The 11,929-nt window shown below is 70.6% G+C and carries 13 protein-coding genes; 8 read left to right on the top strand and 5 right to left on the bottom strand.

The window, feature by feature from the left end; all coding sequences use genetic code 11:
- Nucleotides 1-377 precede the first annotated feature (377 nt).
- On the bottom strand, nt 378-806 hold the full coding sequence (locus tag OHA77_RS34025; RefSeq protein WP_406313413.1) for an OsmC family protein: 429 nt from the start codon (nt 804-806) through the stop codon (nt 378-380).
- Nucleotides 807-1,027: 221 nt separating this feature from the next.
- Here OHA77_RS34025 and OHA77_RS34030 point away from each other — a divergent pair, with 221 nt between their 5' ends.
- On the top strand, nt 1,028-1,561 hold the full coding sequence (locus OHA77_RS34030) for a sigma-70 family RNA polymerase sigma factor (RefSeq protein WP_326824111.1): 534 nt from the start codon (nt 1,028-1,030) through the stop codon (nt 1,559-1,561).
- A complete protein-coding gene (locus OHA77_RS34035; RefSeq protein ID WP_406313414.1) occupies nt 1,558-2,727 on the top strand; it encodes a hypothetical protein in 1,170 nt (389 codons plus the stop codon). The genes OHA77_RS34030 and OHA77_RS34035 overlap by 4 nt, the downstream gene beginning before the upstream one ends.
- A gap of 66 nt (nt 2,728-2,793) precedes the next feature.
- Here OHA77_RS34035 and OHA77_RS34040 read toward each other — a convergent pair whose 3' ends face one another.
- Complete coding sequence (locus tag OHA77_RS34040) at nt 2,794-3,354, bottom strand: hypothetical protein (RefSeq protein WP_326824109.1); 561 nt, start codon at nt 3,352-3,354, stop codon at nt 2,794-2,796.
- A gap of 203 nt (nt 3,355-3,557) precedes the next feature.
- Between OHA77_RS34040 and OHA77_RS34045 the strand changes: the two genes are divergently transcribed.
- Nucleotides 3,558-4,166 carry a hypothetical protein gene (locus OHA77_RS34045; protein ID WP_326824108.1) on the top strand — a complete coding sequence of 203 codons (609 nt, stop codon included), beginning with the start codon at nt 3,558-3,560 and terminating at the stop codon, nt 4,164-4,166.
- 102 nt (nt 4,167-4,268) lie between these two features.
- Here OHA77_RS34045 and OHA77_RS34050 read toward each other — a convergent pair whose 3' ends face one another.
- Complete coding sequence (locus OHA77_RS34050; RefSeq protein ID WP_406313415.1) at nt 4,269-5,717, bottom strand: ankyrin repeat domain-containing protein; 1,449 nt, start codon at nt 5,715-5,717, stop codon at nt 4,269-4,271.
- 253 nt (nt 5,718-5,970) lie between these two features.
- Between OHA77_RS34050 and OHA77_RS34055 the strand changes: the two genes are divergently transcribed.
- The 5 genes from OHA77_RS34055 to ehuA all read left to right on the top strand — a co-directional run bounded on the left by OHA77_RS34055 (nt 5,971) and on the right by ehuA (nt 10,219).
- Nucleotides 5,971-6,666 (top strand): DUF1707 domain-containing protein, encoded by a 696-nt coding sequence (locus OHA77_RS34055; protein WP_406313416.1) that lies wholly within the window; start codon nt 5,971-5,973, stop codon nt 6,664-6,666.
- 398 nt (nt 6,667-7,064) lie between these two features.
- Nucleotides 7,065-8,003, top strand: a complete 939-nt coding sequence (ehuB, locus tag OHA77_RS34060) for an ectoine/hydroxyectoine ABC transporter substrate-binding protein EhuB (RefSeq protein WP_406313418.1) — start codon at nt 7,065-7,067, stop codon at nt 8,001-8,003.
- Between the two features lie 14 nt (nt 8,004-8,017).
- Nucleotides 8,018-8,776 (top strand): ectoine/hydroxyectoine ABC transporter permease subunit EhuC, encoded by a 759-nt coding sequence (gene ehuC / locus OHA77_RS34065; RefSeq protein WP_406313419.1) that lies wholly within the window; start codon nt 8,018-8,020, stop codon nt 8,774-8,776.
- Nucleotides 8,773-9,429, top strand: a complete 657-nt coding sequence (gene ehuD, locus OHA77_RS34070; RefSeq protein ID WP_326824103.1) for an ectoine/hydroxyectoine ABC transporter permease subunit EhuD — start codon at nt 8,773-8,775, stop codon at nt 9,427-9,429. The genes ehuC and ehuD overlap by 4 nt, the downstream gene beginning before the upstream one ends.
- Before the next feature lie 25 nt (nt 9,430-9,454).
- Nucleotides 9,455-10,219 carry an ectoine/hydroxyectoine ABC transporter ATP-binding protein EhuA gene (ehuA, locus tag OHA77_RS34075; RefSeq protein WP_326826868.1) on the top strand — a complete coding sequence of 255 codons (765 nt, stop codon included), beginning with the start codon at nt 9,455-9,457 and terminating at the stop codon, nt 10,217-10,219.
- 32 nt (nt 10,220-10,251) lie between these two features.
- Here the strand turns inward: ehuA and OHA77_RS34080 are convergent, their stop codons facing one another.
- A complete protein-coding gene (locus tag OHA77_RS34080) occupies nt 10,252-11,007 on the bottom strand; it encodes a sirohydrochlorin chelatase (RefSeq protein ID WP_406313420.1) in 756 nt (251 codons plus the stop codon).
- Nucleotides 11,008-11,068: 61 nt separating this feature from the next.
- On the bottom strand, nt 11,069-11,797 hold the full coding sequence (locus tag OHA77_RS34085) for a phosphoadenylyl-sulfate reductase (protein ID WP_406313421.1): 729 nt from the start codon (nt 11,795-11,797) through the stop codon (nt 11,069-11,071).
- Between the last annotated feature and the right edge of the window lie 132 nt (nt 11,798-11,929).

Consider the following 11,929-nt stretch of genomic DNA (forward strand, 5'->3'; position numbering starts at 1 on the left):
TTATGTGGCGGGAGGGCACAGACGGCCGGACCGCGCGGCCCCTCGTGCGGGAGCGTCGAAGGCTCACGGAGCCGCAGGTCCTTCCCGGCCGGATCATCGTCGGGCCGGACCGGCCGGTTCTCGGCCGGCCGGCCGGGACCGGGGGCGGAGGGGCCGGATCCCCCGGTCTCCATGGATGAGCCCGGCGGGGGATGCCCGAGTTTATGTGCCTCCTGACAGTGATCCGGACGCCGGATTCACGGCGTCCGTCCGTGACCGTCGCGCGTCCGTGACCGTCGCCTGTCCGTGGCCGTCGTCCGTCCGTGACCCTCGCCTGTCCGTCGCCCGTGGCCGTCGCGCGTCCCGGACGGAGCGCGTGACGGCCACGGGAGGGACGGTCAGCTCAGCAGTTCGGCCTTGAGGCTGATCGTCGTGCCCGCGAGGGCCTTGCTCACCGGGCAGTTCGCCTTGGCCGTCTCGGCCGCCTGCTGGAACTCCTCGGCGGACAGGCCCGGAACCTGGGCACGGACCGACAGGACGATCCCGGTGATGCCCTCACCCGGCTGGAAGGTCACGTCCGCCGTGGTGCTCACCGTCTGCGGCGGGGTCCCCGCCTGCGCCAGACCGTGGGACAGGGCCATCGAGAAGCAGGAGGAGTGCGCGGCCGCGATGAGCTCCTCCGGCGAGGTCTTGCCATTGGCCTGCTCGGCCCGCGAGGGCCAGGACACGTCGAAGGTGCCCACCCCGGAGGTGTCGAGCGAGACGGTGCCCGAACCGTCGAGCAGGGCGCCCTTCCACTGAGTCGTGGCGGTACGTGTCGTCGCCATGGCGATGTCCTTTCGATCACGATGCGTTAGCCACCAACGACCCTACTCGCCGAGATCACCGTGGTCGTCGCCGGAGCGCCCGTTCCTGCTCGCGCCCGCGCCACGCCCTTGCCGGAAAGCAGTACGGTGCGTGACTTTCCGTTTGCTTCTGTGTGAGATCTGTAATCGAACCCCCCGTGCTGGACGTAGGAACGGTGACGGCATGTTGGGAAGGGGCGGCCGTGTCGGAGGACGACGAGGAGAAATGGTTCGACTGGATGTTCCGCACCTTCTACGGGCCCGTGTGGGCGTACGCGGCGCGCCGTGTCGACCGCGCGGTGGCCGACGACATCGCCTCCTGCACCTTCCACACGGCCTGGCGGAAGAGACAACGGCTCCCCAGGGGTGATGACAGGGCCGTCGTCGCCTGGCTGTACCGCGTGGCCTGGGGGCATGTGCGGAACGCGACCCGGGGCGAGCGTCGCAGGCAGCGCCTGGCCGGACTGCTGAGACAACTGCCACCCGACCTGCCGGCGGGCGGCTCCCATGACGAGGAGGAGTTCCGGACCGCGATGGAGACGGCCATGGCGCGGCTGCGCCCCAAGGACGGAGAGATCCTCCGCCTGCACTACTGGGAGGACCTCACGGTCGAGGAGATCGGCGCGATCCTCGGCCTGACCCCCAACGCGGTCCGTGTACGGCTCAGCCGGGCCCGCCTGCGGCTGGGCGATCTGCTGCGCGGGACACGCCTGGAGTGCGGGGAGGGGGAGCGGTGACCGGGGAAGGGCACGACGAGATCCGCGAGCTGATGGTCAGGCACAACCCGATCCCCCCGCACGAGGTGAGCGCGGGCGTCGGCCCTGGAGACGAGGAGGAGATCCTCGGCCGGATCCTGCGCGAGGGCGCCTCCGGGCGGCCGCGGGGAGGATGGCTGCGAGGGCGGGGGCCCGCCCTCGCCGTCACGGCTCTCGGGGTCGCCGTGGCGATGGTGATCCCCTTCCGGATACCACCGGAACCCCGGCAGGCCCCGGCGCCCGCCACCGCCCCGCCGGTCCCGCCGCCCGCCACCGCCCCGCCGGAGCCCCCTCCCACCGCCTCGCCGGTGCCCCGTCTCGCCGGCCCGGCGATCCCGCAGGACCTGGCGAAGATCACCCGCATCTCCATCACCGAACCGCGACGGGAAACCCCGCCCCGCCCGATGGCGTCCTTCCCGCCGGCCTCGGCACGACTGCTGGAACTGGCCGTGCTCGCGGCGGGCCGGCCGCGTCCCGCGACCGGCCCGTGGAGTTACGTCAGGACCGAGGAGTGGCTGCTCGCCACCACCGTCGGGCCGGACGGCACGGATTCGGCGACCGTGCCGTGGGTGGTCAGCCGGTGGACGCCGGTGAGCGGGGAGGGGACGTACCACACGATGAGGAAGCCGGGCAGGCCGTTCGGAGGCGGCGGCTGGGCGGGGGCCCCGCCTGGAGGACCGCCCTCGGTTCCCGGGTCCGCCCGAGGCGGAGGCCGGGCGGAAGAGCTGGAACCGAGGGCGGCCACGCTGTCGAGGTCGTGGACGCGGTTACGTGGGCAACTCCTCGGCACCGAGCCGCAGACCACGATGACGGAGACGCGCCGCCTCGTCCGGGCGATGGAGAACCTGCACTCCTACGACGTGGTCGAGCCGGCCCTGGCGGCGGTGTTGTGGCGGGTCTTCGCGGGCCAGGGCGATCTGAGGTCGCTGGGACGGATCAGGGACCGGGCGGGGAGGCCGGGACAGGCGTTCGGGTTCGAGGACGGGCCGCTGCTCGGGGTGTTCGTCGTCAGTCCGGTGACCGGCGGCCTCCTGGCGACCGAGCTCATCAGGGTCGCGGGCGGCCTCGGCGACCCGCGACCCGTCGTGGAGGAGTATCGGACCTACGCCGTCAGTGCCTGGGTGAAAGGTGCGGGGAGGACGTCGTGACCGTCGGACCCGTGACCTGTGGCGCGGGAGCCGCCGGGAGTGAGTGCCCCCGTCCGGTGCGGGCGCTCAGAGGTCGCCGCAGCCGCGCAGGCCGGGGTGGGCGTTCACCCAGCGCTGCCCGGCGACCTGGTCCGTGTCACCGTATCCCTCACCCGGGGAGAAACAGGTTCCACGGTCGGTCGGTGTCCTTTTGACGAGGAAAATGAAAGGCCGGTCATTTTTGATGGACATGATGACGATTGAACCATTTAGCTTTCTGGTCCCCGTTACCTTGATGGCCTGCCGGGAGCCCTCGAAGGCTCTGCGGTCGTAGAGGCAGACCGCATTGTCGGGGACGCCGTCCTCGTCGCAGTCGTGCGCCGTGTTCCGGCGGGCGGCGCCGCAGGACGGCGGCCGGAAGGTGATCACTTCCGCGCCGTTGTCGTAAGAGAGCGTGTCCGGGGAGGTGGGCCGACCGGCCGGGGCCCGCTGGAGCTGCGCGGCGACCGCCCGGGCGATGTCGGTCTCGCACCGGGACGACGGCCTCGGACCGGACGCATGGGCGGCGACCGCGCCGGGGAGGGCGGCGAGCACGCTGGAGAGCGCGACGGCGCACGCCGCACCCGGGCCCTTGAGGCTTGTTCTCATCGGTAATCCTTTTTGGGGGTGATCAGGGACGGCGGTCATGTCCGACCGGCTTTCGAGGCCGAGAGTAGACCGGTGAATGCGGGCGTGCCGGGGAAGGATCGCATTCTTTCCGCACCGAATATCCGTGCATCAACCTGTAATGAACGGCCCCGCAGCGGACGTTTACCACCGGAAACACTTCCCGGCAGAACGGAGCACTCCGGATGAGGACTCCCCCTTCGAACCAGACGGGCCACGCGGGTCATCGCGAGCCACTGCCGCGAGACGGCACCCGTGACTGCGGGGTGCTGGAGCGGGTGATCCACCGGCACTGGTCCGGCAGAGCGCGCAAGGAGTTGGTGGACGTGGTCGACGAGCTGGCCGGACTTCCGGTCCACCTCGCCACCCGGCTGGCCGAGGATCTCGACGGAATCTGGCTCGGTACGGACATGCTCGCCGAGCAGCCGGAACCGGACGAATCCTGCGACGCCCGGGTCGCGGCGGACCTGGCCGGGGTCTACCTGGGGCGGACGGTCGTCATCACCGGCGGGGCGCACTCGTCCGGCGCGCTGGTCCATCACATGATCGGGCACGCGTTGTGCGATCTGGACGAGATGGACGAGACCCCGGAGTGGCGGTGGATCATGAGGTTCTGCCGTCCGCTGCTCGTCCTGGACCGCTACCGGGACTGCCCGTCCGAGTGGTGGGCCGAGACCTACGCGCTCTGTGCGAGCCGCAGGTTCGACCGGCTCACCCGGTTGCTGGCCGACGACGGCCAGGCCGCCGCGGCCGTGGCGGCCTACCACCAGAGACGTCAGGGATGGGTCCGCTGACCGCCGGTTCCCAGGCCCGGGTCGCCTCATCCGCCGGATGGGCGACGGCGCCGTGACATCCCGTCCCGGCGCCGCCGCCGGACCCGTTGCCCGGCCGGTGCTTCAGGAGGGCTCGACGAGATCGCGGATGTAGTCGTCGTCCTCGTCACTCTCGGCGAGCACGCGGTCCACACCCTTGCGGGCACGCGCGTCGCCCCGTGCGGCCAAGCCCCGCGTCGCCTCGGCCACCGTGGTCAGGTCCTTGTCGTCGAGCCTCTCGGCCAGCGCGTCACGGATCTGGTCGGTGTCCTCCTCCAGCCCCGCAAGGCTCATGGTCGCCCAGTCGCGGACCTCCTCGTCGGGGTCGCGGGTCATCGAGATGAGCAGGGTGAGCCCTTCGGCGTGGCCCGCGGGCAGGACGGCGGCCAGCGCGGCCGGGTCGGCCTGGGTGCGGGCCCAGCCGTCGGCGGTGATGATCTCCAGCACCTCCGGCAGGGACCGCGGGTCGCCGTGGTGGCCGAACGCGCCGAGCAGTGAGCGCAGCACCCGCTCGTCGCCCTCGGTGGCGGCCATCCGCTGCAGGATCGGCAGTGTCCGGTCGAGGAAGGGCTTGCCGCCCTCGGCGAAGCCGAACTCCGCGAGCACGTCCACGGCGAACTCGCGCTTACGCGGGTCCTCGCTGACGCACAGCCGCGCCGCGGACTCGAAGGTCTCCTCGTCTCCACGGCGGCTCAGCGAGCTCGCCACGGTCCACCAGGTCTCGGCCTCCTCGTCGACGTCCCGATACGGCAGTGCCCGCTCGACCAGGTCGTCGAAGGGCAGCCGTTCCGAGGCCGCGTCCTCCAGCAGGGTCGCGACGGCCGCGTGGCCCCGCTGGCACTGCAGTTCGGCCGTGCGCGTCCCGTCCGGCCCGACGGCCGCGACGGTCACCAGGTCGGTGCCGTCGGCGGCGCGGCTGCGGCCCACGACGAACTGGGAGCCCTCCGGGGCCTGGTCGGTGAGCTGCTCCAGCAGCGCGCTCTCCAGCTGGGTGCCCAGCCAGTCATAGGCGATGGCCAGCGGCGTGTCGCCCTCGCCGTCCGAGCGGGTGGGGTCGGCACCGGCCTCCAGCAGCGCCCGCACCGCGCCCAGCGCCCCGCGCCGGGTGGCCAGGGTGAGCGCGGTCTCGCCGCTCTCGTTGGCCTCTTCGGCGTCGGCCCCCGCCGCCAGCAGCACCGCGAGCACGTCGGGCTGGCCGTTGGCGGCGGCCCAGAGCAGGGCGGTCCATCCGCCGCTCTCCCGCCCGGACACCTCGGCCCCGGCGGCCAGCAGTGCCTCCGCGATCTCGGCGTGGTTCCAGGCCGCGGCCCCGGACAGGGGCAGCCCCTCGTCCTCGCCGCCGCTGGCCCGGTTGGGGTCGGCTCCGGCGGCCAGCAGCGCCCGCGCGATCGCCGTACGGCCGTCCGTCGAGGCCCGATACAGCGCCGTCGTCTCGCCCGCGCCGTCCGGATCGGCGCCGGTTCCGCTCTGGAGCAGGCGCTCGACCCGCTCGGCGTCGTTCCCGGCCACCGCTTCCAGAAGTTCTTCATACATGCCTCCGGATCATAGGTGGCCGGGAGGGCCGCCGGTCGCAACCGGTGGCGGCTCGGCCCGGACCCGCACCTCGGCGAGGTCGGGCTGCTCGGTGCCCGTGTGCCGGATGCGTACGTAACGGCCGTTCACGCCGGCCGGGATCTCGGCCGGGTCGGGACACGCCCGCCCGCGGGCACGCCGGCCGGGATGTAGTCCCAGGGTTCCTCCTTCCGAGGGATCCACTGCGAGGGCAACTCGCGATATGTTGTGAATCATGAACGAACCCGACGCGATCCGGGCCTCTGACGCCGAGCGGGAGGCCGTCGTCGAACGGTTGCGTGTCGCCTCCGTCGAGGGGCGGCTGACACTCGGTGAGCTGACCGAGCGTACGGAGGCGGCCTACACCGCCGTCACCCAGGCCGAATTGGCGGTCATCACCTCGGACCTGCCAGGGGTCGGCCAGGCCCACGCCCCCGCCTACGCGCCGGCCCCGGAGACGCGGGACGGCCGGGCGCGGCGCTGGTTCGTGGCCGTCATGGGCGACTCCAAGCGCCGGGGGAAGTGGCGGATCGACCAGGGGATCGGGGCGGTCGCCGTCATGGGCGACGTGCTGCTCGACCTGCGCGAGGCCGAGGTCCGCACCGGGGTGGTGGACATCGTGGCCACCGCGGTCATGGGCGACGTGAAGATCATCGTTCCGGACGGTGTCGACGTCGACCTCGAAGGCATCGCGATCATGGGGGACAAGAAGGTCCAGGTCCTTGAGGCACCTCCGGGGGCGAACGTGCCGCTCATCCGGGTCAAGGCCTACGTGCTCATGGGCGACGTCAAGGTGATCGGCGACTCCAGGGTCAAGCCCGTCAAGAAACCGTGGGCCGCCTGGCGCGAGCACTGGCGTGAGCTGCACGGCGAACTCACGGGCGAGCCGTACCGGCGGCTCCCGCCGCCGGACTCCCAGCACCGGCCGTAGCGGGGCGCGATCACGGAGAGGCGGGTTCGGAGGCCGGGCCGACCGTTCATCCCGTCGCCCGACCGGCCCGGCTTCGCCGGGACGCATCCGCCGGATGCCTATTCCCGGTGTGCTGCGGTGCTGGATGAACACGATTTCATCACAGTGCGGCAAAAATCGTCACTCAGTGCCAAATGCTACCAAGTGCTACTTGAGTTGGGATAGCCCATATCGGGCAGGCCATATCCGGTGTTTTCGCGCCTGAAGTATCGGGCGCCTCAAAACGGGGCAAACCGCTCTCCGGTCATGGCCGGAGAGCTCACCGGCGAGCGCCGATTAGCCTGGCCAGAGCTTGACCCACCTGATGAGTAGCAGTCACGAACGCGTATGTAGCAGGCACCGACGAGGAGTTTCCCCCGATGACGCACAGCCCGTTGACCCGACGCGACTTCTTCCGGCGCACCGGCGTCGGTGTCGCCGCCCTGGCCGTTCCCGCACTGGTCGCAGGCTGTACGGCGGTCGACAACGGTACGACGACCGCCGACCCGAAGACGGGGAAGGGAGGGCTGCTCGACCGGGTCAAATCCGCCGGCAAGATCAAGGTCGGTTTCGCCAACGAGTCCCCGTACGGCTTCCGCGACAAGGACGGCAACCTCACCGGCGAGGCCCCCGAGCTCGCCCGGGCCATCCTGAAGAACCTGGGCGACATCAAGCTGGAGCCCGTGCTGGTCGACTCCTTCGGCGCGCTGATCCCCGGGCTGAACGCCGGCCAGTACGACATCATCGCGGCCGGAATGTTCGTCACCCCCGAACGGTGCGGCCAGATCGCCTTCTCCAACCCCGACTACGCCGGTGCGAACGCCTTCATGGTCAAGAAGGGCAACCCCAAGGGGATCACCACCTTCGAGACCGTGGCGTCGTCCGGCTCCAAGATCGCGGTGCTGGAGGGCGCGGCCGAGCAGCAGTACGCCAGGAAGGCGGGCGTCGAGACCGGCCGGGTACAGGTCTTCCAGAAGGCCGACGACGCCATCCGCGGGCTGACCGACGGCAGGATCGACGCGGTGGCGCTCACCGCGGTCACCCTGCGCTGGGCGCTGAAGGAGAACCCCGACTACGCCGCCGAACTGGAGGTGACCGAGGGATTCATCCCGAAGATCGACGGGAAGGAGCAGCTCGGCGCCGGCGGTTACGGCTTCCGCAAGGGTGACACCGACCTGCTGGCGGCGTTCAACGCCGAGCTGAAGAAGCTGCAGGACGGCAATGGCGTCCTGCCGGTCGTGAAGCCGTTCGGATTCGGGGAGACCGAGGTCTCCAAGGCCGCAGAGCTGACCGCGGAGCAGCTCTGCGCCGCCTCCTGAGGCGGCCCCCCACCATGATGATTCCCTACGCCGCCGCGCCGGCGCTCGGTACGGTCACCGAAATATGGCCCTATCTGATGGACGGAGCCCGGGTCACCGTCCTGGTCGCCCTCGGGGCGACCCCGGTCGCCCTGGTCCTGGCCTTCGTCGTCGGTCTCCTGTCGAGATCGCGGCATGTCTGGATCCGCGGAGTCGTCCGCGTCTACCTGGAGCTGTTCCGCGGAACCTCGGTGATCGTCCAGATGTACTGGATCTTCTTCGCCATGCCGGCGCTCACCGGTTACCGGCTGGACCCGATCCTCGCCGGAATCGTCGCGGTCGGGCTCCACATGGGCGCCTACGGATCGGAGGTGGTCCGCGGCGCGATCGCGGCCGTCCCCCGGCCGCAGTGGGAGGCGGCGGTCGCGCTGAACTTCAGCCCCTTCCAGTGCATGGTCCGCGTCATCCTGCCGCAGGCATGGGTCGGGATGGTCCCGGCACTGAACAACAACTGGATCGAACTGCTCAAGGTCACCTCCCTGGTCTCGGTGATCTCGGTGGCCGACCTCATCGCGGAGAGCAACACCCTGCGCAACAGCGGCTACAGCCCTCTGATCGTGATGACCATGGTCATGGTCGTCTATCTGGTGCTCGCCCTGGCCATCACAACGATCATGAGGTTCCTGGAACGCCGCGCAGCCAGGAGAGTCGGCCGGGATGTCGCACCCGTCTTCCGGACGCGCCGCGGTGACGGCTCCGTCAAGACGGCGCCGTCCGCCGGGGGGCTCTCGTGAACTGGGACTGGGACTACGCGCTGGAGATCGCTCCCGAGATGCTCAGCCAGGGGCTGATCGTCACTGTGCAGGCCACCCTCGCCGGAGCGGTGCTGGCCTTCGTGCTGGGGCTCCTGCTGGCGATGCTGCTGCGGTCCGGACGCCGCTGGGTCAGCCTGCCGACGCGGTTGTTCGTCGAGTTCGTCCGGAGCACCCCGCTGGTGGCGCAGCTCTTCTTCGTCTTCTTCGTCTTCCCCAGCGCGCTCGGGATCACGATGTCCGCCCTCACCACCGGGATCATCGTCCTGGGCGTCCACTATTCGTGTTACACGGCGGAGGTCTACCGGGCCGGGATCGACGGGGTGCCGAAGGGGCAGTGGGAGGCGGCCGTCGCGCTCAACCTGCCCCGGTTCCGCGTCTGGACCAGCGTCATCCTGCCGCAGGCCGTACGGCGGGCACTGCCCGTGCTGGGGAACTACCTGATCGTCATCTTCAAGGAGACCCCGCAGCTCACGCTCATCACGGTGGTGGACGTGCTGGGCACGGGCAGGATCCTCGCGTCCGAAAGCTACCGGTATCTGGAACCCATCACCATCGCGGGCCTGTTCTTCCTGATCGTGGCGGTCCCCGCGTCCATCATCGTCCGCCGTCTGGAGCGCCGCCTTGCCCAGTGACACGCATCCCACCCCGAACGACTGGATGATCCGCTTCGACAAGGTGGTGAAGCAGTTCGGCGACCTCACGGTCCTGGACCAGCTGGACTTCCACGTCCGCCCACGCGAGAGGGTCACCCTGATCGGGCCGAGCGGTTCGGGCAAGACCACGATCCTGCGGCTGCTGATGACGCTGGAGAAGGTGTCCAGCGGCCTGATCGAGATCCAGGGCGAGCCGTTCAGCCACATGAACAGGGGCGGCAGGCTCGTGCCCGCCGACGAGAAGTACGTCAGCGGCATCCGCAAGAAGATCGGCATGGTCTTCCAGCAGTTCAACCTGTTCCCGAACATGGACGTCATGCGCAACCTCACCGAGGCGCCCGTCCGGGTGCTCGGCAAGTCCCGGGAGGAGGCGGAGGCCAAAGGCGCCGAACTGCTGGAGATGGTCGGGCTCTCCGACAAGGCCGGAGAGCACCCCATGAAGCTCTCGGGCGGTCAGCAGCAGCGGGTGGCCATCGCCCGCGCGCTGGCGATGGAGCCGGAGATCCTGCTGCTGGACGAGGTCACCTCGGCGCTCGACCCCGAACTGGTCGCCGGGGTGCAGAGCCTGCTCCGTGACATCGCCCACGAGTCCGACCTGACCATCCTGTGCGTCACCCACGAGATGCACTTCGCCAAGGAGTTCTCCGACCGGGTGCTGATGTTCGACCAGGGGCGCATCGTCGAGGACGGCCCTCCCGCCCAGGTCTGCGACGATCCGCAGGAACAGCGCACCCGCGACTTCCTGCAGGCCGTGATCGGGGCCACCTGAGGCTCGCGGAGACCTCCGGCCGCGTGCAACTCTCAGGCGGTGGCCGAACCGGCGGTCGCCCGCACGGCCCGCTCGTAGCGTTCGATCAGCACCGCCGCGAGCTCCGGAGCGGCGCCGAGCACGTCGGCGACGACCTCGGCGCCGGCGGCCAGCGCGTCACGGCGGATCCCCTCGGCGAAGTGGCCGGGGGCCAGCAGGTAGGGGGCCACGACCACGCGCGGCGCACCGGCGTCGAGGAGCCGCCGGACCTCCTGCCCGGGAGTGGGTTCGGCGGCCGAGGCGTAGGCCGCGGTCACCGACCACCAGCCGCGCCGACCGGCCCACTCCCCGGCGATCCCCGAGACCGTCGCGTTGGCCCGCCGGTCGCTGGAGCCGGCCGAGACCAGCACCACGGCGGTGCGCGGGTCACCGGCCCGCACCCCGGCCTCGGCCAGCCGCCGCTCCAGGGCGGTGACCAGCAGGGGGTGCGGACCCAAGGTGGCGCCCCGATGCACCCGCAGCAGCGGCCTGCGGGCCGTCAGCTCGGCCAGCACGCCGGGGATGTCCACCCGGCTGTGGTAGGCCTCGGTGAGCAGCAGCGGTACGACCGCCGCCTCGGTCAGCTCCGCCAGCGCCCCGGCGAGCGTCGGAGCGGTGTGGTCGAGGTAGGCGGCGCGCACCGGAAGGTCCGGGCGTGCCCGCCGTACCAGCGCGAGAACGTCCTCCACCGTCGCGGCGGCGCGCGGATCGCGGGACCCGTGCGCCACCGCGACCAGCGGGACCGCGGTCTCGCGCCCGTGCCACGTCATCGGAGGCCTCCGGCGTGCGGGCCCCGGGCTCCGGCCCGGGACCTCAGCCGTGAGGAGGGGGTCAAAGATGCAGCCCGCATTCCGTCTTGGCCATCCCAGCCCAGCGGCCGCTGCGCGGGTCCTCACCCGGAGCGACCTGACGGGTGCAGGGGGCGCAGCCGATCGAAGGGTAGTTGTCGTAGTGCAGCGGGTTGATCAGCACGCCGTTGTCGGTCATGTAGTTGTCGACGTCGTCCTGCGTCCACCGGGCGATCGGGTTGATCTTGACCATCTGGCGCTTGGCGTCCCACTCCACCACCTTGACGTCGGCGCGGGTGACCGCCTCGTCGCGGCGGATGCCGGAGACCCAGGCGAGGTACGGCTCCAGCGCCCGGTTGAGCGGCTCCACCTTGCGCAGATAGCAGCAGAGGTCGGGGTTGCGGCCGAACAGGCGCGGGCCGAGGTCGCGCTCCTGCTCGGCCACCGTCCGCGACGGCTTCACATCGATCACATTGACGTCATAGACCTGCCGTACGGCGTCGCGGGTGCCGACCGTCTCCGCGAAGTGGTAACCGGTGTCGATGAACAACACGTCGACCCCCGGCTTGACCCGGCTGACCAGGTCGATCAGCAGTGCGTCGCTCATCGAGGAGGTCAGGCAGAGACGGTCTCCGAACGTGGCCGCCGCCCATCGGATGATCTCCAGGGCGGAGGCGTCCTCCAGGAACTTCGCGGCCGACTCCACGATGCCCTGCAGGTCGAGCACACCGCGCTGTTCACGTAATCCGACTTCGATGTCCACCAGTGTCATGACCGCACTCCGATTCCAAGAAATTTCAGCTTGAATGCGCGGGCGCAGGAGCGGCAGTACCAGCCACCGTCGCCCTCGTAGGGTTCGAGGTCCTCTTCACCGCAGTAGGGGCAGTGGAAGGGGACCGCTCGC

Origin of the sequence: Streptosporangium sp. NBC_01639, from assembly GCF_045209755.1 — a bacterium.
GTDB lineage: Bacteria > Actinomycetota > Actinomycetes > Streptosporangiales > Streptosporangiaceae > Streptosporangium.

Coding starts and splice junctions, on each gene's coding strand:
- OHA77_RS34025 (WP_406313413.1), bottom strand. CDS start 806: ATGGCGACGACACGTACCGCCACGACTCAGTGGAAGGGCGCCCTGCTC.
- OHA77_RS34040 (WP_326824109.1), bottom strand. CDS start 3,354: ATGAGAACAAGCCTCAAGGGCCCGGGTGCGGCGTGCGCCGTCGCGCTC.
- OHA77_RS34045 (WP_326824108.1), top strand. CDS start 3,558: ATGAGGACTCCCCCTTCGAACCAGACGGGCCACGCGGGTCATCGCGAG.
- OHA77_RS34050 (WP_406313415.1), bottom strand. CDS start 5,717: ATGTATGAAGAACTTCTGGAAGCGGTGGCCGGGAACGACGCCGAGCGG.
- OHA77_RS34055 (WP_406313416.1), top strand. CDS start 5,971: ATGAACGAACCCGACGCGATCCGGGCCTCTGACGCCGAGCGGGAGGCC.
- ehuB (WP_406313418.1), top strand. CDS start 7,065: ATGACGCACAGCCCGTTGACCCGACGCGACTTCTTCCGGCGCACCGGC.
- ehuC (WP_406313419.1), top strand. CDS start 8,018: ATGATGATTCCCTACGCCGCCGCGCCGGCGCTCGGTACGGTCACCGAA.
- ehuA (WP_326826868.1), top strand. CDS start 9,455: ATGATCCGCTTCGACAAGGTGGTGAAGCAGTTCGGCGACCTCACGGTC.
- OHA77_RS34080 (WP_406313420.1), bottom strand. CDS start 11,007: ATGACGTGGCACGGGCGCGAGACCGCGGTCCCGCTGGTCGCGGTGGCG.
- OHA77_RS34085 (WP_406313421.1), bottom strand. CDS start 11,797: ATGACACTGGTGGACATCGAAGTCGGATTACGTGAACAGCGCGGTGTG.